The organism is Streptomyces purpurogeneiscleroticus (assembly GCF_020024005.1).
Lineage (GTDB): Bacteria > Actinomycetota > Actinomycetes > Streptomycetales > Streptomycetaceae > Streptomyces > Streptomyces purpurogeneiscleroticus.
Genome location: NZ_NHSG01000275.1, coordinates 1 through 20,115, shown reverse-complemented (window position 1 = coordinate 20,115; position 20,115 = coordinate 1). Strand labels below are relative to the sequence as shown.

Sequence of the window (20,115 nt, the reverse complement as noted above, 5' to 3'; positions counted from 1 at the left end):
CCTCAAACCGCCCACCTCGTGGACCAGCTCGATCCCGCGATCACCGCGCTGCTCACCGTCGAGTGCCAGAACGGTGTCGTCGGCACCGACAGCGCGCTGCCCGAACTGGCCGAGGCCGCCCGTACGTCCGGCGCGCTCGTCAGGGTGGCGCGGCTGACCGCCGCCGCGCACGAGGCCGGCGTCCAGGTCCTGCACGCGGTCGCCGAGCGCCGCCCCGACGGCCGCGGCTCCAGCCACAACGCCCGTCTCTTCCGCGCCGCCGGGCAACTGCCCGTACAGCAGCTCACGGGAACGACAGCGGTACGGATCGCCGACCCGGTACCGGTGTCCGACGGCGACCTGGTCGTCCGGCGGCTGCACGGACTGTCGCCGATCGCCGGTACGGAGGTGGACGCGCTGCTGCGCAACCTCGGCGTCCGCAACGTCGTGATCGTCGGCGTCTCGGCGAACGTGGCGATACCCAACGCGGTCTTCGACGCGGTCAACCTCGGCTACACGGCGGTGGTGCCCGCCGACGCCATCGCCGGGGTGCCGGCCGAGTACACCCCGGCGATGGTGCGGAACACGCTCGCCCTGGTCGCCACCGTCACCTCCACCGACGCGGTACTGACCTGCTGGAAGCGGTCGCCGCGGGTGTGGTGAGGGGAGTGGTGAAGGGCCGGGCTCAGGACAGTTCGATCTCGCCGCCCCGGACCTTCAGCGGTACGGCCGGCAGGCCCTTGGTCGCCGGGCCGTGCCGCACGCTGCCGTCCGCGATGGCGTACTTGCTGCCGTGGCAGCGGCAGTTGATCGTGCCGCCGCTGACGTCGCCCACGAGGCAGCCCGCGTGCCGGCAGATCGCCGAGAACGCCTTGAAGTCGCCCTGCTCGGGCTGGGTCACCACGACCTTCTGCGCCTTGAAGATCTTCCCGCCGCCGGCGGGGATCTCCGAGGTCTTGGCCAGTGCCTTGGCCGCTCCGCCGGTGCCGCCACCGCTCTCGGAGGGAGCCGCCGAGCCATCGGACGACGGGGAACCACCGGACGACGGCGAGCCCGACGCGGACGACGGCGAGCCGTACCCGCCGCCCCCGCCGTCCCCGTCGCCCCCGCACGCGGCGAGCGCCGCGGTCAGGCCAGCCGCGCCCGCCGCGGCGACGACCGTGCGCCGGGCGGCGCCGGCACGTTCCTGTGATGGTGAGCTCATGGTGTCTCCAGAGGTCCGCGGTCCGGGTGTGTCCTTCGCTTTGTGAAGGTTCCATACGGACCGGCGGCCTCCGGTGTTCAAAGGGTCGGCCGAAAGGGTGGTCGTGGCCGTCCGTCCCGCCCGCCTAGGCGTCCGCCTCCGCGACCGCGACCGGTACCTCGCCGCCGTCCGCCAGGGCGTCCAGGTGGGCGAGGGCGGTGCGCGGCAGCGCGTCCGGGTCGGCGAGCAGCGCGAGGTGGGCGTGCGCGGCCAGCAGGGCCCGCCCGTTCGGCGCGGGCGCCGCGCACTCGTACGCCGCCTGTTCCAGCAGCAGCGTCCCCATCACGGTGCGGGTCAGCTCCTCCGCGTACCGCCCGGCGCGCATCTCCTGCTCCGCCGCCGGGTCCGCGAGCAGTTGGTCGCCGCGGGCCGCCAGTTCCTCCCAGCGGACGGCCAGCCGCTTCCCGGCGGGCAGGGACAGGGCGCGCGCCCGGTCCCCGTACGCCTGCGCGAGCGTGTGGTGCGCGGCGTAGCGGCGCAGGCAGCGGAGCACATCCAGGGCGATGACGTTGGACGAGCCCTCCCAGATGGAGCCGAGGTGGGCGTCGCGCAGCAGCCGGGGGTTCACCCAGTCCTCGATGTAGCCGTTGCCGCCGCGGATCTCCATCGCCTCGCCCGTAACGGTACGGGCGCGCTTGCAGACCGTGTACTTGGCGAGCGGCGTGAGGACGCGGACGAGGTCCCGGGCGGCCGCGTCGCCCGCGTCGCCCGCGTCGGCCTCGTCCAGCCGGGCCGCGGCCTCCAGGACCAGGGCGAGTGCCGCCTCCGCGTCGAGGATCATCGGCAGCAGCGTCATGCGCATCAGGGGCTGCTCGAACAGCGGTGTACCGAAGACCACCCGCTCCCGGGCGTGGGCGACCGATTCGCGGACCGCGCGGCGCATCAGGGCGGCGGAGCGCATCGCGTTGGACAGCCGGGAGACGTTGAGCATCTCGGCCATCTGCCGGAAGCCGCGGGTGAGGTCGCCGACCGGGGTGGCGTACGCGCCGTCCAGCGTGACTTCGCCGCTGGCGATGGAGCGCGAGCCGAGCTTGTCCTTGAGGCGGTCGATGCGGATCGCGTTACGGGTGCCGTCCGGGCGCAGCCGCGGCACCAGGAACATGCCGAGCCCGCGCGTGCCCTGGCCCTGCCCCGGCACGCGCGCGGGCGTGAGGATCACGTCCGCGCCGGGGTTGGAGGCGAACCATTTCTTCCCGGTGAGAGTCCAGTGGGTGCCCCCGTCGGCGGCGGTCGCGACGGTCTCGGTGCGCCCGACGTCCGTGCCGCCCTGCTTCTCGGTCATGAACATCGCGCCGGTGGCGCGCGTCGCGGGATCGGTGGAGGCGAGCGCGGCGATCTCGGCGGCGTACCGCTCGGGGTCGAAGAGGCGCAGCACGCGGGCCGCGGAGTCGGTCATGGACAGCGGGCAGGCCATGCCGAACTCGGACTGCACGTAGAGGTAGGACAGTGCGTACTTGACGGTGTGCGGGGTGCGCGCCGGGTGGCCGTGGACGCCGGGGCGGTGGGACATCGCGGCGAGGCCGAAGCGCTCGTACGCCATCTCCGCCAGCCGGTCGTGGGCGGGGTGGTACACGATCTCGTCGATGCGTTCGCCGTCGGGTGCGTAGGAGCGCAGCCGGGGCGGATGGGCGTCGGCGAGCGCCGCCTGCCGGTCGATCTCACCGGCGGCGAGCGCCCCGAGCTCCGTGAGCAGCGGCTCGATACGGGCGCGGTCGTCGGCGGACAGTACCCGGTCCAGGAGCGGGCGCAGGGCGGGATCCTGGTCGGCGAAGTTCGGCATACGGGTCTCCAGGTGCCTTGAAGTGATCCGCGCGGCATGACGAGACGCCGATCACCTTCGCAGCAGCCGGCGAGCGCTGTCCAAGATGTATTCGCGACCCCATTGAGACGCGATCGGGGACAATCGCCCGCCACCAGCGGGCTTCGAAGCCCGGCACCAGGACCCGCGCTCACGGCACGTACCACCCGCCGTTATTCACACACCGTCCGCCGTTACGGCACGCACCGCCCGCCGTTACGGCTCGTACTCGGCCGGCGTCGGCAGCACCCGCTCCGCGACCTTCAGCACGTTGTGCAGCGCCGCCGACTCGTTGCCCGCGCGCCAGGCGAGAGCGATCGGCAGCGGAGCCACCTCGCCCGCCAGCGGACGGAAGACCACATGTTCCAGGCGGATGTTGCGTGCCGACTCCACCACCAGCGCCACGCCCACCCCCGCCCCGACCAGTGCCAGCAGGTTGTAGGAGTCCGGCGCCTCCTGGGCGACGCGCGGTGAGAAGCCGGCGGCGTGACAGGCGTGCACCAGTGCGTCCCGCACCGCCGAGCCGCGCGCGGCCGGGAAGGTCACGAAGCGCTCCCGCGCCAGCGCGGCGACATCGACCGCCTCCCGCGCGGCCAGCGGATGGGTGTCCGGCAGCGCCAGGACCAGCCGCTCGACGCGGACGACCCGGGAGACGATGCCGCGCCGCACGGGGAGCGAGACGAAGCCGAGGTCCAGGGTGCCGTCGGTGATCCGGCCGAGCGCCTCGCCGGAGTAGACCTGGCCCTGCAACGACAGCTCGATACCGGGGTATTCGGAGGTGACCGCGCGGGCCAGCGGGGGCAGCGCCGCGTAGCTGCTGGCGCCCGCGTACCCCACGGTGACCCGGCCCGCCTCGCCGAGGCTGACCGACTGCACCGTACGGCGCACGGCGGCCGCGTCGGCGAGGAGGCTGCGGGCCGGCTCCAGCAGGGCCTGGCCGGCCGCGGTCAGCCGTACCGAGCGGGTGGTGCGGTCGAAGAGGGCGGCGCCCAGGTCCCGCTCCAGCAGCCGGATCTGCTGGCTGAGCGGGGACTGGGCGATGTGCAGGCGTTCCGCGGCCCGGCCGAAGTGCAGTTCCTCGGCGACGGCCACGAATCCGGTGAGATGGCGCAGTTCCACGCGCCGCACCTTCTCAGGGCGCGCGACCGCCGCTCAAGCGCCGTGCACGGGCGCCGGACCGGGCGGCCGGGTTCCGGCGGGGTTCCGGCCAAGCCCGAGCGCGTCCAGGAGGAAGTCGCGCTGGAACAGGAGGAGGTTCTCGTTCACCCGGTCGTCGGCCGGGGCGTGGGTGGCGCCGGGCAGGGGCAGGACCGTGTGCGGGCGGCCGGCGGCGAGCAGTTCGGCCGAGAACCGCAGCATGTTGGCGACCGTGACGTTGTCGTCCGCGAGCCCGTGGATCAGCAGCAGCGGACGGCGCAGCAGATGGCCCCGGCCGGTCAGCGAGGACCGCTCGTAGTTCTGCGGCTGCTCGGCGGGGTGGCCGAGGAAACGCTCCTTCCAGTACGTGTCGTACAGCCGCTGGTCGGTCGTCGCGGCGCCCGCGACCGCCGCGTGGAAGACCTCCGGGCGGAGCAGCACCGCGGCGGCGGCCAGGAACCCGCTGAAGGACCAGCCGCGGATCGCCACCCGGTCCAGGTCGAGGTCGGGGACCTGCTCGGCCGCCGCGTGCAGCGCGTCGACCTGGTCCTCCAGGGCGGGCGTCAACTGGTCGCCGTGGACCGCCTTCTCCCACTCCGGGCCGCGCCCCGGCGTGCCGCGCCCGTCGGCGACCAGCACGGCGAAGCCCTGCTCGGCGAACCACTGCGAGACGCAGGCGGTCCAGCCGCGCGCGGCGACCGCGAGCTGCATGCCGGGCCCGGCGTACGGGTCGAGCAGTACGGGCAGCGGCCCCGTACCCGGCTCGTACCACGAGGGCAGGTACAGCGTGGCGCGCAACTGCCGCTCTCCGAGGACGAGATGGCGCGGGCGCGGAGTGATGACCGGGGCTTCCGCCAGAGAGGCGATGGTGGTCACGGAAGGCGAGGACGGTGCCTCGGTCCCGCCCGTCCGGCGGACCTCCGCGTACGGCCCCTCCGGCGTCAGCCCGTGGAACACCGCCGTGCCGCCCCCGACCACCGCCCCGTGCGTACCGGGCCCCTCGCTCAGCCGCACCGGCGCGCCCGCCTCCGGATCGTGGCACCACACGTGCGTCTCCACGGGGTCGTCGGAGGCCGTGAAGTACACCCGTTCGTCCTCCGTGCCCAGGACCCCGCGGACTTGGAGGCCGGCCGGTGTGACCACCTTGCCGCCCACCGCGAGGTGCCGGGTGCCGGCCACGTCATGGGTGAGCACCAGCGCGCCGGACGCGGTCCTGGCGGGCGTGCCGGGCACCAGTTCCACCCAGGCCGGGTCGGTCCGCTCGTCGAGGAGCGCGGTCGCGCCGGTGTCCGGGTCCACGGCGAGGGTGCGCAGCGAGCGCTGGTCCCGGGACTGCACGCCGATGAGCGGCCCGTGCGCGTCCCAGCCGACGGTGGCCAGGTACTCGTACGCCGTCCGGTCCCACGCCACCTCCGTGCGGCTGCCGTCCAGGCCGTACACCCACAGGCGCACGTCCGCGTTGTCCGTGCCCGCCAGCGGGTACCGGATCGCGCGCGGCGGCCGGTCGGGGTGTGCCGGGTCGCTGATCCAGCGCCGGTGGACGCGCGTGGTGTCCACCCGGGCGACGAGCAGCCGCGTGCCGTCCGGCGACCACCAGTGCCCGCGCAGCCGGCCCATGGACTCCGCGGCGGTGTACTCGGCGAGGCCGTAACTGATCTCCGGGCCCTCGGCGGCGGCCAGTTGACGGTCCCGGCCGGCCGCGCCCGCACCCTCGTCCGGTACCTCCACGACGTGCAGCGAACGGCCCGTCACATAGGCGATGTGCCGGCCGTCGGGGGAAGGGCGCGGGTCGACGACGGGACCCGCGGCCGGTACCGGGAAGGGCTCCCCGCCGTCCGTGCGCACCGCCCACAGCGCGCCGCCCAGCGCGAAGACCGCGAGGCGCGCCGCGCGGTCGGTCGCGTACGCCACCACACCAGCGGAGCGCTCGCGGGCCCGCTCCCGGCGCAGCCGTTCCTCCTCCGGCACCTCGCCCCCGCCGCCCACCAGCGCCGTCGGGTCGGCGAGCAGCCGCTCGGCGCCGTCCGCCAGCAGCCAGAGCCGGCCGATCGGGTCCCGGCCGCCGCCGGTGCGGGTGAACAGGACGCGCTGACCGTCGGGGGAGACGGTGAAGTTCCGTGGCACGCCCAGCGAGAAGCGGCGGGTGCGGGCGAATTGGCGGGGGAAGGCGGCGCTTTCGGGAGCGTTCGTGGAGTCCATGGAGGAGTCTTACCGGCTGCGGGGTGGTCCCGGACAGTGAATAGTTCCGCTGGTGAATCGATTCACTCTTGTCACCCTCGTTTTGCTCCGCCCCGTTGACCGCGCTCCGACCCGTCCCTACCTTGTCCAGCAAGCGCTTTCCTCGAACGATTCAACGCATTCCGCGCGGTCCCGGCGAGAGGAACCATGCATGTCCCCCATCCCCCGCAGATCTCTTCTGAAAGCGGCCGCGGTCGCCGGAGCCGCCGCCCAGTTCAGCTGGGCACTCGGCGCCGCACCGGCACACGCCGCCCGCCCGTCCGGTAAGCAGGCCGGTCCCGTCGAACTGACCTGGCTGGAGGACGGCGGCCTCGGCGCGGCACCGGGCTCGACGGTCGGCGTGCCGTGGCCGAAGGGCGCGTATGCCGAGGACCAGACGTTCGCGCTGACTGACGAGGCGGGCAAGGACGTGCCCGTCCAGACCTGGCCCCTCGCGTACTGGCCCGACGGCTCCCTGAAGTGGACCGCACACGCCATCGGACCACAGGCGGACGCCGAGAAGTACACCCTGAAGGCAGGCACCCCCGCCGCCCCCGCCGAGAAGGTCACCGTCGACCGCCGGGGCGGCACCGTCGACGTCGATACCGGTGTGCTCACCGCCCGGATCGGCACCAGCGGCGCCATGCTCGTGAAGTCCGTCCGCAGAGGCGCCACCGAGATCGCCAAGGACGGCCGCCTCGTGCTGCTGCGCCAGGGCGAGCTCGAGGACGGCGACCAGGGCACCCAGAAGTACGAGCGCTTCGAGAGCGCCATCGGGAAGGTGACGGTCGAACAGGACGGGCCGGTCCGGGCGGTCGTCCGCATCGACGGCACGCACCGCCGCGGGAACCGGTCCTGGCTGCCCTTCTCGATCCGCCTGTACTTCTCCGCGGGTGCCGAGTCCTTCCGCATGGTGCACACGATCACGTACGACGGGACCCAGGAGCCCGGGAAGGCGAGCGGGGATTTCATCCGCGGGCTCGGGGTGCGCTTCACCGTGCCGATGCGCGACGAGACGTACGACCGGCACATCCGCATCGGCGGCGACGGCACCGGACTGCTGCGCGAGGCGGTCAAGGGCATCACGGGGCTCCGCCGCGACCCCGGGGCCGCAGTGCAGGCCGCCCAGTTCGAGGGGAAGAAGCTGCCCGACCCGGCCACCTGGGACCAGCGCGTGACGAGCCGGCTGCACCTCATCCCCGAGTGGGGCGACTACACGCTCTCCCAGCTCTCCGCCGACGGGTTCACGGTGCGCAAGCGCACCAAGAAGGGCCACGGCTGGATCGCGGCCGGCGGCGGGCGCCGCGCCGCGGGCTTCGGTTACGTCGGTGGCGCGAGCGGCGGGCTCGCCTTCGGGCTGCGCGACTTCTGGGAGAAGTACCCGGCCGGGCTCGACATCCGAGGCGCCGAGACCGACGCGGCCGAGGTCACCCTCTGGCTCTGGTCGCCCGAGGCCCAGCCCATGGACCTGCGCTTCTACCACGATGGCCTGGGCCAGGACACGTACGAGAAGCAGCTCGACGGGCTGGAGATCACCTACGAGGACTACGAGCCGGAGTTCGGCACCCCGTACGGCATCGCCCGCACCAGCGAACTTCTCTTCTGGGCCCACGACAGCACACCCGCCGCCGACGCACTGGCGCGGCAGATCGAGGCCGTCCGTACTCCTCCCCAACTCACGGCGCCCCCACGTCAGTTCATCGAAGCGGGCGTCTTCGGGCCCGGTCTCTACTCCGAGCCCGACCGCTCCACACCCGCCAGGGCGAGGGTCGAGGACCATCTCGACTTCCTCTTTGCCTACTACAAGGACCAGGTGGAGCAGCGGCGCTGGTACGGCTTCTGGGACTACGGCGACGTGATGCACTCCTACGATCCGGCCCGCCACCAGTGGCGCTATGACGTCGGCGGCTACGCCTGGGACAACTCCGAACTCTCGCCCGACCTCTGGCTCTGGTACGCCTATCTGCGCTCCGGGCGCGCCGACATCTTCCGCTTCGCCGAGGCCATGACCCGGCACACCGGCGAGGTCGACGTCTACCACCTCGGCAAGTGGGCCGGGCTCGGCACCCGGCACGGCGTGCAGCACTACGCCGACAGCGCCAAGCAGCAGCGCATCGCCAACACCACCTACCGCCGCTTCTACTACTTCCTCACCGCCGACGAGCGGGTCGGCGACCTGATGCACGCCAACGTCGACTCCGACGAGACGTTCCTCGTCCTCGACCCGCAGCGCAAGGTGCGCCCCGACCCCGACTACAAGCCCGACCGGCACGCCCTCTCCATCGGCTTCGGCACCGACTGGTCGGGCCTGGTCTCGGCCTGGCTGACCGAGTGGGAGCGCCGCGGCCCCAAGTGGGAGAAGGCCAGGGCCCGGGTGCTGTCCACCATGGAGACCATCGCGGCCCAGCCCAACGGCTTCGTGCAGGGCAGCGGCCTGTACGACCTGGACACGGGGAAGTTCGCGGTCGCCGACAAGGCCGTCGTCAGCGTCTCGCACCTCTCGGCGGTCTTCGGCCTCAACGAGCTGTGTGCCGAGCTGATCGACCTGGTCGACAACGAAGGTTTCGAGCAGGCGTACCTCGACTACTGCCGCTATTACAACGCGACCAAGGCCGAGCAGAAGGCCCGCTACGGCGCCGACTTCGGCAGCCTGAACCTGTACCAGGGCCACTCGCGCCTCGACGCGTATGCCGCGCACCGCACGGACGACGACAAGCTCGCCCGGCGCGCGTGGGAGAAGTTCTACCGGTCGGACGGCTACAAGGAGTCCGCGCCCTGGCGGACGGAGAAGGTCACCGGGCCGGTCGCCCTGGTCCCCGGCAGCGAGGCCGACTGGGTGTTCACCAATGACACCGCTTTGTACGGCCTCGCTGCCATCGAAAACCTTGCGCTGCTGGGGGACCGGATACCGGGCTGAGATCAGGGCGTGGTGATGCGCGGGCGGGGCGGCGTCGCCATCCCGCTGCCCAAGAAGAAGCTGGGGTGGGGCGGTTGGTTGTAGCCGGAGTTCTGCCAGGCCAGGCCGGTGCGGTACATGGTGTCGTGCAGCAGTGTGGTGACCTTCGTGCCGGTCTCGTGGGGCGTGGAGTGGATCCGCAGGTTGCGGTTGTCCGACGTCCGCCAGACGACCTCCTCGCGCCAGTCGCCGAGGATGTCGCCGGACAGCACCGGAGTCGCCTTGGTGCCGTTGTTCGACGCCACCGACGTACCGGTCAGCAGGCGGGTGTCGCCGTCCGGGCCGTACTTGTCGATGCGGGTGCCGTCGAGGAGTTCGCGGGTGGTGTCACCGTCCCACCAGCTGAGGAAGTTGGCGGAGGACGGCTCGCGGCCCTTGGCGGCGCCCGCCTCGTCGCGCACCTGGGTGTCGGCGGCCGACCACATCTCGGCGCCGGCGTTGCCGGACCAGATGTCGCCGGCCACGCCGCGCCCGTTGTCGCAGCAGGCGGCGAGCTTCCAGCGGACGGCCCCGTTCTCCGGGTCGAGATACAGCTCAGCGGGCTGGCCGGTGGACTCGGAGACCTTGAAGTACTCCAGGCCCGGCGTGCCCGGGTCGAGGTCGGCGAGGTGCTGTGCGTCGCCGTGCCCGGTCTTCGCGGTCCACAGCCCGGAGCCGTTGTCGTCCACGGCCATCGAGCCGTACACCACCTCGTCCCTGCCGTCGCCGTCCACGTCGCCGACGGAGAGGCTGTGCGAGCCCTGGCCGTCGTAGCCCTTGCCCTTGTTGGTGGAGGAGTCGGTGTCGAAGGTCCAGCGGCGGGTGAAGGCGCCGTTCCGCCAGTCCCAGGCCGCGATCACACTGCGGGTGTAGTAGCCGCGCGCCATGATCAGCGAGGGCCGGGAGCCGTCCAGGTACGCGGTTCCGGCGAGGAAGCGGTCCACGCGGTTGCCGTAACTGTCGCCCCAGGAAGCGACGTTGCCGCGCGCGGGCACGTAGTCGGTGGTACCCATCGCGGCGCCCGTCCGGCCGTTGAACATGGTCAGGTACTCGGGCCCGGACAGCACGTACCCACTGCTGTTGCGGTGATCGGCGGACGCGTTGCCGATCGCCTTGCCCCGGCCGTCGACCGTGCCGTCCGCGGTCTTCATGGCGACCTCGGCCGAGCCGTCGCCGTCGTAGTCGTACACCTGGAACTGGGTGTAGTGCGCCCCCGACCGGATGTTGCGGCCGAGGTCGATACGCCACAGCCGGGTGCCGTCGAGTGTGATGCCGTCGACGATCGTGTTGCCGGTGTGGCCGGACTGGGAGTTGTCCTTGGCATTCGTCGGCTGCCACTTCAGGACGAAGTCCAGCGCGCCGTCGCCGTCGAGGTCGCCCACCGACGCGTCGTTGGCCTCGTAGGTGTACGCCACGCCGTCCGGGGTGGTGCCACCCGCCGGGGGTGTGATCGGTACGTCCTTGTACCCGGCGCGGAACTGCACGGCGTGCACGGAGTCGCCCTGTTCCGTGCCGTTGACGACCGCGCGGACGGTGTAGTCGGCCTGTTCGGGGGCGCCGGAGTGGAAGTAGTTGGTGGAGCCGGTGACCGGGGCGGAGTTGACCTTGGTACCGGCCCGGTAGACGTTGAAGGAGACGTTGTCCGGGTCGGTGCCGAGCCAGCGCCAGCTGATCAGGTTGCCCTCGGCGGTGTGGACGCTGACCACGCCGCGGTCGAGCTTCTCCGCCTGGCGGGCGGTGGCGGCGGACGAGGTGCCCGGCAGCGCGGCGAGCGCTGCCGCGGCGAGCGCGCCGGTCACGAGGGCGGCGACCAGGGCGCGGCGGTTTCTGCGCCGGTGGCTGGTGGTGCGGGATGTTCCGGGGTGCTTCACGTTGCCTCCTGCGGTGCGGGTGGGGGTACGGGAGTGGCCCGTTGTGCACAGGTGGGCGCCGGGTCCCGGAGGGTTGCCGCCCGCTTGCCAGGTAAGGGCGGCACCCCTAGCCTGTGTTCGCCCTGCCGGGTGATGGTCGATATCTCGAACGCAACGGAGGGGTGAGTGAACGGGACCGTGCACTTGACGGTGGCCGGGCAGACCGACGCCGCGGCCGAGTTCCGTGCGTTCTTCGAGTGCCACTACGCAGAACTCGCCCGGCTCGCACGCCTGTTGACCGGCGACACCGAAGGGGCCGACGACCTGGCGGCGGACGCGCTCGTCGCGCTCTGGCGCCGTTGGGACCGGGTCCGCGCCGCCGACCACCCCGCCGCGTACGCCCGGGGCGTCGTGGCCAACCTGGCCCGCAGCCACATCCGCAGCGCGATCCGCGAGCGCCGCCGCATCACCCTGTTCTGGGCCCAGTGCTCCGACCACGCCGAAGCGCCGGACGTACCGGCCGTGGTCGACGTCCAACAGGCACTGCGCACCCTGCCGTTCCGCAAGCGGGCCTGCGTCGTGCTGCGGCACGCCTTCGACCTGTCCGAGCGGGAGACCGCGCTCGCCCTTGGCATCTCGGTCGGTACGGTGAAGAGCCAGACGTCCAAGGGGATGGCACAACTGGAACGGCTGCTGGGCCCTCGTACCACTACGGAACTGATCGGTGGGCGTACGTGAACGACGATCTGCGCCGGCGGCTGCGGGAGGCCGCCGCCGCGTACCGGCCGGACCGGGAGCGGATGCTCGCCCGGGTCGAGCGCGGCACGGCGGCGTCCGGTACGCCGGTCCCGCGGCGTACCGGCCGGGCGTCGCCGTGGCTGCGCGTCGCGGGCGCCACGGCGGCCGTCGCGGCGGTCCTGGCGGCCGGCGGGTACGGGGCGTCCGCGGTACTGGGCGGCCAGGAACAGCCGGTCGGCGCCGCCCCGCCCGCGCACAGCACCGCGCCGGACGAGCGGCGTACCGAGGACGGCCCGCTCTGGAGCGACGGCTCGGTCGACCCGCACAGCAACGACTTCTGGGCCCAGAGCAATGTCACCCTGAAGACGGCGGAGCCATTGACCGCACTCACGGTGGAACTGCGGATCGCGCACACCGGCGGAGTGGCGTCGACCGGTGCCTGGCGCACGCTGCCCGAGGGCGACTTCACCTTCCGTACGGACACCGGGGACGGCTTCCTCGTGTACCGCTGGCGGCTGAGGCCCGGCCGCACGGTGCCCGCGGGCACGCATGTCTTCGCGGGGCAGTACGACCACGCCCGCGGCGGCCGGGACGCCGGAGCGGACAGCTACTCGGTCACCGCGCGGTCCGATGACCAACAGGCGCGAATACGGGGCGACTTCGCCCCGCAGAACGGCCGCTGAAAAGTTCACTGCAGAGATCGCTGAAGAGATCGCTGAAAAATCTCTCCCGGCCCGGCAACCCCTCCCGTACCCGGTGGCGACCTGACGACGCACAGTCTCACCCCCACCCCAAGGAGACGGGACATGACAACAGGACAACGGCGGCCCGCCGGCCGCCACCGCAGGTCGCTCAAGCGCCGCGGGGCACTGCTCGGCGGTCTCACCGCACTCGGACTGACCGGCGTCGCCCTGGCCGGTACCGCGAACGCCGCCGCCGACTGGCCGACCCCCGGCAAAAGCCAGGCGGTCACGAAAACCATCGAGGTCTCCGGTACGTACGACGGCGGTCTCAAGCGGTACTACGGCAGTGGCGACCTGGGCGGCGACGGCCAGGAGGAGGGCCAGGACCCGATCTTCAAGCTGAAGGACGGGGCCGTGCTCAAAAACGTCGTCATCGGCTCGCCGGCCGCCGACGGCGTGCACTGCTCGGGCAGCTGCACGCTGCAGAACGTGTGGTGGGAGGATGTCGGCGAGGACGCCGCCACCTTCAAGGGCACCTCCTCCGGCGCGACATACACGGTCACCGGCGGCGGCGCGAAGAAGGCCGACGACAAGGTCTTCCAGTTCAACGGCGCGGGCAAGCTGAACATCACTGGTTTCCAGGTCGCCGACTTCGGCAAGCTCGTGCGCAGTTGCGGCAACTGCTCGACCCAGTACAAGCGCACCATCAGTGTCAACGACGTGGATGTGACCGCGCCCGGCACGTCCCTGGTCGGCATCAACACCAACTACGGGGACACCGCGACGCTGCGGAGCATCCGCATCCACGGCGACAGCAGCAAGAAGATCAAGCCGTGCGTGCGCTACACGGGCAACGACGACGGTGACGAGCCGGTCGAGACGGGCAGCGGCCCGGACGGCACGTACTGCCGCTACTCGGCGTCCGACATCTCGTACAACTAACAACCCTGTAAGGCCAGTTGGTCGTGCGGCGGCCGTTTCTTCGCCGTTCTCGTGTCAGAAGCGTTGACGAACCCATCGAGTGGTTCTAGCTTCAACGCGTCGTACTTCATACGTCGTATATGAGACGTGATGCGCGAGATACGAGAACTGAGAGCGGCCGCCATGACTTTCGCCCCCGCCCCGATCCCTTCCCGCACGCAGTACGTGCTCGAAGCGGTCAAACACCGCATCCTCACCGGCCAGTTGAGTCCCGGCCAGTCGCTGGTCGAGACCGAACTCGCCGCCCAGTACGGGGTGTCCAAGACGCCCGTGCGCGAGGCGCTGAAGACCCTCGCCGGTACCGGACTCGTGGTCATGAGCCAGTACAAGGGCGTCACCGTGCGGATGGTCGACGCGGCCATGGCGCGCGAGGTCTACGACGTGCGGCTGCTGCTGGAGCCGGAGGCGGTCCGCCGCACCGTGCGAGCGGCCGCCTCCGTCGAGGACGCCCGTACGGCGCTGACCCGGGCCGCCGAGGCCGCCGACCCTGCGGACCGGTCGCTCGCCAACCGCGACTTCCACCGCGCGCTGTATCTGCCGTGCGGCAACCCGCTGCTGTCCCGGATGCTCGACGAGGTCCGCGACCAGGCCGCGCTCGTCTCGACCGTCGCCTGGGCGGCCGTGCCGTCCTGGGAGCGCGAGGCCGCCGAGCACGAGGAGATCCTCCGGCTGGTCACGACCGGTGACGCCGACGGCGCGGCCGGCGCCGTGCACGACCACATCGCCTCGTTCGTCGCCCGGGCGTTCCCCGAGCCGGACGAGGAGCCCACCGGAGAAACCCGCACCGGAGAACCCCTCACAGGAGAGAGACCGCAGGCATGACAGCCGCCGCATACGAGACCCACCGGGCGGCGCTCGCCGACGTCGTGGCCATCCCGGTGACCCCCTTCACGGCAACCGGTGCCCTCGACACCGACGCCCACCGCGCCCTGCTCCGCCGATTGCTCGACGGCGGCGTACGGACCCTGACGCCGAACGGCAACACCGGCGAGTTCTACGCCCTCACCCCCGACGAGCGGCGCGCCGTCACCGAGCTGACCATCGAGGAGGCGGGGGACCGGGCCACGGTCCTGGCCGGGATCGGCCACGACGTGCCGACCGCCGTCGCCTCCGCGCGGCACGCCCGCGAGCGTGGCGCCGACATGGTGATGGTGCATCAGCCCGTCCACCCCTACGTCTCGGCGGGCGGCTGGGTCGACTACCACCGGGCGATCGCCGAGGCCGTGCCCGAGCTGGGCATCGTCCCCTACGTCCGCAACGCGGCGCTGAGCGGCCGCCGGCTCGCCGAGCTCGCCGACGCCTGCCCGAACGTCATCGGTGTGAAGTACGCCGTCCCGGACGCGGCACGCTTCGCCGCCTTCGCGCGGGACGCCGGGCTGGACCGCTTCGTGTGGATCGCCGGTCTCGCCGAGCCGTACGCGCCCTCGTACTTCTCGGCCGGCGCCACCGGCTTCACCTCCGGGCTCGTCAACGTCGCCCCGGCCGTCTCCCTGAACATGCTCCGAGCGCTCAGGGACGGCGACTACCCGGCCGCCATGAAGGTCTGGGAGCAGATCCGCCGCTTCGAGGAGCTGCGCGGCGCGAACGGCTCCGCCGACAACGTCACCGTGGTCAAGGAGGCCCTGGCCTCGCTCGGCCTGTGCCGCCGCGACGTCCGCCCGCCGAGCAGGCCACTGCCCAAGGACGCGCGCGCCGAGGTCGCCGCCATCACCGCTGGGTGGCCCGTATGAGACGCCCGGAGGAGTACCGAAGCCATCAGTGGTACGGCACGGACGGGCTGCGCTCCTTCAGCCACCGCGCCCGCACCCGGCAGCTCGGCTATCTGCCCGAGGAACACCTCGGCAAGCCGGTCATCGCGATCCTCAACACCTGGTCCGACATCAACCCCTGCCACTCCCACCTGCGCGACCGCGCGCAGGCCGTCAAGCGCGGGGTGTGGCAGGCCGGCGGCTTCCCGCTCGAATTCCCCGTCGCCACGCTCAGCGAGACCTTCCAGAAGCCGACGCCGATGCTCTACCGCAACATGCTGGCGATGGAGACCGAGGAGCTGCTGCGCTCGTACCCGGTGGACGGTGCGGTACTGCTCGGCGGCTGCGACAAGTCCACGCCCGCGCTGCTGATGGGTGCCGCCAGCGCCGACCTGCCCGCCGTCTTCGTGCCCGCCGGGCCGATGCTGCCGGGCCACTGGCGCGGCACAACGCTCGGCTCCGGCACCGACATGTGGAAGTACTGGGACGACAAGCGCGCGGGTCTCATCGGTGACTGCGAAATGGCCGAGCTGGAGAGCGGGCTCGCCCGTTCGCCGGGGCACTGCATGACCATGGGGACGGCGTCCACGCTGACGGCCGCGGCCGAGGCGCTGGGCGTGACGGTGCCGGGCGCGTCGAGCATCCCGGCCGTGGACTCCGGGCACGACCGGATGGCCGCGGCCTCCGGGATGCGGATCGTCGACCTCGTACGCCGGGACGTCCGGCTGTCGCACCTGCTGACGGCCGAGGCGTTCGAGGACGCCGTCACCACCGTCCTCGGGCTCGGCGGCTCCACCAACGCCGTGATCCATCTGATCGCGATGGCCGGCCGCGCCGGAGTACGGCTGACGCTGGACGACTTCGACCGGATCGCCCGCACGGTGCCGGTGCTCGCCAACGTCCGCCCCGGCGGCGGCCCGTACCTCATGGAGGACTTCCACTTCGCCGGCGGCTTACCGGGCTTCCTCTCCCGGATCACCGACCTGCTCCATCTGGACCGACCCACCGTCAACGGGCGGTTCGGCGATCAGATCGAGCACGCTGCCGTGCACAACGACGAGGTGATCCGCACCCGGGACAACCCGGTCGCGGAGGAGGGCGGTGTCGCCGTACTGCGCGGCAACCTCTGCCCCGACGGCGCGGTCATCAAGCACATCGCCGCCGAACCGCACCTCCTCGAACACACCGGACCCGCGGTCGTCTTCGACGACTACCGGACGATGCAGCGGACCCTCGACGACCCGGCGCTCGGCATCACCGCGGATCACGTGCTCGTGCTGCGCAACGCCGGGCCCAAGGGCGGCCCCGGCATGCCCGAGTACGGCATGCTGCCGATCCCCGACCATCTGCTCAAGCAGGGTGTGCGCGACATGGTGCGGATCTCCGACGCCCGGATGAGCGGCACCAGTTACGGCGCGTGCGTGCTCCACATCGCCCCCGAGTCGTACGTCGGCGGGCCGCTGGCCCTGGTACGCACCGGCGACCCGATCACCCTCGACGTCGCGGCGCGCACGCTGCGACTCGATGTACCGGATGCGGAGCTGGCGCGCCGCCGCGCCGCCTGGACGCCGCCGCCCGAGCGGTACGAGCGCGGCTACGGCGCGCTCTACGCCGAGCAGATCACCCAGGCCGACACCGGCTGCGACTTCGCCTTCCTCGCGCGCCCCGGCAAGGTCCCGGACCCGTACGCCGGTTGAGATCCCGGGCCCGCGCCCGCCGGCCGTCGCACGTTCCCGAGAACGGAGAAGAGTCATGGCCCAAGCCGCAGCCGTGGCCGAGTCACCGCCCAGAGCCAGACCTCGCCGCGGCACCGGAGCGCACCCGCGCCGGCTGCCGTACCTGCTGATCGCGCCCGCCGGGCTGCTGATGCTGGGCTTCATCGTCTACCCCGTGCTGAGCGTCTTCTGGACCGCGCTGCAGCACGACAACCCCACCAAGCCCTGGCGGAACGGCTTCGCCGGGCTGGACAACTTCACCGAGATCTTCGCCCGCGACCCGCAGTTCTGGTCCACTCTGTCCTTCAGCCTCAAGTGGGTCGTCGTCGAGGTAGGGCTGCAGCTGCTGTTCGGGCTGGCCCTCGCGCTCATCGTCAACCAGACCTTCGCGGGCCGGGCGCTCGCCCGCGCGCTGGTCTTCTCGCCGTGGGCCGTCTCCGGCGTCCTCACCTCCGCGATCTGGGTACTGCTCTACAACTCCCAGACCGGCCTCAGCCGCTACCTCGCCGACGCGGGCATCGGGGAGTACGGCACCTCCTGGCTCTCCGACACCGCCACCGTCTTCCCCGCCGTGGTCGTCGCCGACCTCTGGCGCGGGGTGCCCTTCTTCGCCATCCTCATCCTCGCCGACCTGCAGTCCGTCTCCAAGGATCTCTACGAGGCGGCCGAGGTGGACGGCGCGAGCCGGCTGCGGCAGTTTCTCCACATCACCCTGCCGCACCTCAAGGATGCGATCATCCTCTCCACACTGCTGCGCGCGGTGTGGGAGTTCAACAACGTCGACCTGCTCTACACGCTGACCGGCGGCGGCCCGGCGGGCGAGACCACCACCTTGCCGCTCTACATCGCCAACACCTCCGTCGACGCCCACAACTTCGGCTACGCGTCCGCGCTGACCACCGTCGCGTTCGTCATCCTGCTCTGCTGCTCGATGGTCTATCTGCGGCTGAGCAAGTTCGGAGGGGGCGACAAGTGACCACGCCCACGCTGCACTTCGGTAGAAGACGGGCTTGGGACCAGGCCCCCCGCTGGCAGATCCACCTCCCGCTCGCGCTCTACCTCCTCTTCACCCTCGTCCCCTTCTACTGGATCCTGCTCTTCGCGCTCCGCCCGGCCGGCTCCACCTCGCTCGTGCCCTGGCCGATCACCTTCGAGCACTTCGCGAAGGTGTGGACCGAGCGCAGCTTCGCGACGTACTTCCAGAACAGCGTGCTCATCGCCGTGGCCACGCTGGTCCTCACCACGGTCGTCGCGCTGGCCGGCGGCTACGCGCTCGCCCGCTTCGACTTCCGCGCGAAGAAGGGCTTCATGCTGGGCCTGCTGTGCTCCCAGTTCGTGCCCGGGGCGCTGCTGCTCGTGCCGCTGTTCCAGATCTTCGCCCAGCTCCGGATGATCAACTCGCTGGGCAGTGTCATCATCGCCGAGACCGTCTTCCAGCTGCCGCTGTCGATGATCCTGATCAGCGGTTTCATCAGGAACGTGCCGTACTCCCTGGAGGAGGCCGCCTGGGTCGACGGCTGCGACCGCTTCCGGGCCTTCCGCACGGTCGTACTGCCCCTGCTGCGGCCCGGCCTGGTCGCCGTCGGCTCGTTCGCCTTCGTGCACGCCTGGAACCACTTCCTCTTCGCGCTGATGTTCCTCAGCAACCAGGAGAAGCAGACCATCCCCGTCGGCCTGAACACCCTGATGGGCGCGGACAGCGTCGACCTCGGCGCGCTGGCCGCGGGCGGCGTCATCGCGGCCGTACCCGTCGTGATCGTCTTCGCGTACATCCAGAAGTGGCTGATCACCGGCTTCAGCGCGGGGGCGGTGAAGGGATGAGCCGCGCCGGTACGGAAGAACCGCTGCCGGTCGTCCTCGTGGGCGCACGCGGCCACGGCCACTGGCACCTCGCCAACATCCGGCGACTGTCCGGACAGGGCCGCGTCCGCCTCGTCGGCGTCTGCGACCTGACCCCGCTGACCACCACCGAGCTGGACGGGTTCGGACCTGTCGCGCAGTCGGACGACTTCGAGACGCTGCTCGCCGCCACCGGCGCCCGTATCGCCGTCCTCTGCACGCCCATCCCCACCCACGCCGACCTCGCGCTGACCGCCGCGAGGAGCGGCGTCCACCTGCTCGTCGAGAAGCCGCCCGCGCCGTCCTACGCGGAGTACCGGCGGATGGCCGACGGCATTGCGGCGGCCGGTGTGGCCTGCAACATCGGCTTCCAGTCGCTCGGCTCGCACGCCGTCGCCGCCATCCGCGACCTGGTGCGCGAGGGCGCGATCGGCGAACCGGCCGGCATCGGCGCGGCCGGGGCCTGGGTGCGTGACGAGGCGTACTTCCGCCGCGCGCCCTGGGCCGGGCGCCGCAGGCTCGACGGCACCGACGTCCTGGACGGCGTACTCACCAACCCGCTCGCGCACGCCGTCGCCACCGCCCTCGCGCTCGACGGCAGCACCACCGCCGAGGACGTCGCGGAGGTGGAGACCGAGCTCTTCCGCGCCCACGCCATCGAGTCCGACGACACCTCCTGCGTCCGCGTCACCACCGCACACGGCAGCCGCGTCACGGTCGCCGCCACCCTGTGCGCCGAGACCGCCGCCGAGCCGTACGTCGTCGTGCACGGCACCCACGGCAGGATCACCTTCTGGTACAAGCAGGACCGCGTCCTCGTGCAGCGCACGGACCACGACCCCGAGGAGACCGTGCACGGCCGCACCGACCTGCTGGAGAACCTGGCCGACCACCTCACCCGCGGCACTCCGTTGTACGTACCGCCCGCCGCCACCGGCGCCTTCATGCGGGTACTCGAAGCGATCCGCCGCGCCCCGGACCCGGCGGCACTGCCGACGGACGCCTGGCACACGGCACCCGGTACCGCAACGACGGCCGGCGGGAGCGCCCTCCGTCGCGTCGTCCCCGGCATCGACGGCCTCGTCGCCGCCGCTGCCGACACCCTGTCCCTCTATTCCGAACTGGGCGCCGCGTGGGCGCTCCCGGAGGAGGCGCGCTCCCGATGACCGTCACCGACCACACCCCGACGCTGGCCCTGTGCTGCGCCGGTCGGCCCGTCGCCCGGTACGCCTACCGGCCCGGCCTCCCCGCC

Annotated in this window: 16 protein-coding genes; 11 read left to right on the top strand and 5 right to left on the bottom strand. The window is 71.9% G+C overall.

The window, feature by feature from the left end:
• Positions 1-18 precede the first annotated feature (18 nt).
• A complete protein-coding gene (locus tag CCS38_RS17800; RefSeq protein WP_223734275.1) occupies positions 19-642 on the top strand; it encodes a cysteine hydrolase family protein in 624 nt (207 codons plus the stop codon).
• A gap of 22 nt (positions 643-664) precedes the next feature.
• Here CCS38_RS17800 and CCS38_RS17795 read toward each other — a convergent pair whose 3' ends face one another.
• From CCS38_RS17795 to CCS38_RS17780, 4 genes are all read right to left on the bottom strand, one after another.
• A complete protein-coding gene (locus tag CCS38_RS17795) occupies positions 665-1,183 on the bottom strand; it encodes a Rieske (2Fe-2S) protein (protein WP_223734273.1) in 519 nt (172 codons plus the stop codon).
• A 124-nt stretch (positions 1,184-1,307) separates the two neighbouring features.
• On the bottom strand, positions 1,308-3,002 hold the full coding sequence (locus tag CCS38_RS17790; protein ID WP_223734272.1) for an acyl-CoA dehydrogenase family protein: 1,695 nt from the start codon (positions 3,000-3,002) through the stop codon (positions 1,308-1,310).
• 234 nt (positions 3,003-3,236) lie between these two features.
• A complete protein-coding gene (locus CCS38_RS17785; RefSeq protein ID WP_223734271.1) occupies positions 3,237-4,139 on the bottom strand; it encodes a LysR family transcriptional regulator in 903 nt (300 codons plus the stop codon).
• Positions 4,140-4,172: 33 nt separating this feature from the next.
• Positions 4,173-6,356: a S9 family peptidase gene (locus tag CCS38_RS17780; RefSeq protein WP_223734270.1), complete on the bottom strand. Its 2,184-nt coding sequence runs from the start codon at positions 6,354-6,356 to the stop codon at positions 4,173-4,175.
• A 190-nt stretch (positions 6,357-6,546) separates the two neighbouring features.
• Here CCS38_RS17780 and CCS38_RS17775 point away from each other — a divergent pair, with 190 nt between their 5' ends.
• Positions 6,547-9,291, top strand: coding sequence for an exo-rhamnogalacturonan lyase family protein (locus CCS38_RS17775; RefSeq protein ID WP_223734269.1), 2,745 nt, complete (start codon positions 6,547-6,549; stop codon positions 9,289-9,291).
• 2 nt (positions 9,292-9,293) lie between these two features.
• On the opposite strand, the gene CCS38_RS17770 is transcribed toward CCS38_RS17775, so the two are convergent.
• On the bottom strand, positions 9,294-11,180 hold the full coding sequence (locus tag CCS38_RS17770) for a rhamnogalacturonan lyase (protein WP_308050825.1): 1,887 nt from the start codon (positions 11,178-11,180) through the stop codon (positions 9,294-9,296).
• Between the two features lie 165 nt (positions 11,181-11,345).
• On the opposite strand from CCS38_RS17770, the gene CCS38_RS17765 reads away from it, so the two are divergent.
• From CCS38_RS17765 to CCS38_RS17725, 9 genes are all read left to right on the top strand, one after another.
• Positions 11,346-11,897, top strand: coding sequence for a SigE family RNA polymerase sigma factor (locus tag CCS38_RS17765; protein ID WP_223734268.1), 552 nt, complete (start codon positions 11,346-11,348; stop codon positions 11,895-11,897).
• The gene (locus CCS38_RS17760; protein WP_223734267.1) at positions 11,894-12,580 is read left to right on the top strand and encodes a hypothetical protein; all 687 of its coding nucleotides are present in this window, start codon (positions 11,894-11,896) and stop codon (positions 12,578-12,580) included. The genes CCS38_RS17765 and CCS38_RS17760 overlap by 4 nt, the downstream gene beginning before the upstream one ends.
• A 123-nt stretch (positions 12,581-12,703) precedes the next feature.
• Positions 12,704-13,522: a pectate lyase gene (locus tag CCS38_RS17755; protein WP_223734266.1), complete on the top strand. Its 819-nt coding sequence runs from the start codon at positions 12,704-12,706 to the stop codon at positions 13,520-13,522.
• A 162-nt stretch (positions 13,523-13,684) separates the two neighbouring features.
• Positions 13,685-14,383, top strand: coding sequence for a GntR family transcriptional regulator (locus tag CCS38_RS17750; protein ID WP_223734265.1), 699 nt, complete (start codon positions 13,685-13,687; stop codon positions 14,381-14,383).
• A complete protein-coding gene (locus CCS38_RS17745) occupies positions 14,380-15,291 on the top strand; it encodes a dihydrodipicolinate synthase family protein (protein WP_223734264.1) in 912 nt (303 codons plus the stop codon). The genes CCS38_RS17750 and CCS38_RS17745 overlap by 4 nt, the downstream gene beginning before the upstream one ends.
• Positions 15,288-17,006, top strand: coding sequence for an L-arabinonate dehydratase (araD, locus tag CCS38_RS17740; protein ID WP_223734263.1), 1,719 nt, complete (start codon positions 15,288-15,290; stop codon positions 17,004-17,006). The genes CCS38_RS17745 and araD overlap by 4 nt, the downstream gene beginning before the upstream one ends.
• A gap of 55 nt (positions 17,007-17,061) precedes the next feature.
• The gene (locus CCS38_RS17735) at positions 17,062-18,000 is read left to right on the top strand and encodes a carbohydrate ABC transporter permease (protein ID WP_223734262.1); all 939 of its coding nucleotides are present in this window, start codon (positions 17,062-17,064) and stop codon (positions 17,998-18,000) included.
• On the top strand, positions 17,997-18,845 hold the full coding sequence (locus tag CCS38_RS17730; RefSeq protein WP_223734261.1) for a carbohydrate ABC transporter permease: 849 nt from the start codon (positions 17,997-17,999) through the stop codon (positions 18,843-18,845). The genes CCS38_RS17735 and CCS38_RS17730 overlap by 4 nt, the downstream gene beginning before the upstream one ends.
• Positions 18,842-20,029 (top strand): Gfo/Idh/MocA family protein, encoded by a 1,188-nt coding sequence (locus CCS38_RS17725; protein ID WP_223734260.1) that lies wholly within the window; start codon positions 18,842-18,844, stop codon positions 20,027-20,029. The genes CCS38_RS17730 and CCS38_RS17725 overlap by 4 nt, the downstream gene beginning before the upstream one ends.
• Positions 20,030-20,115 lie beyond the last annotated feature (86 nt).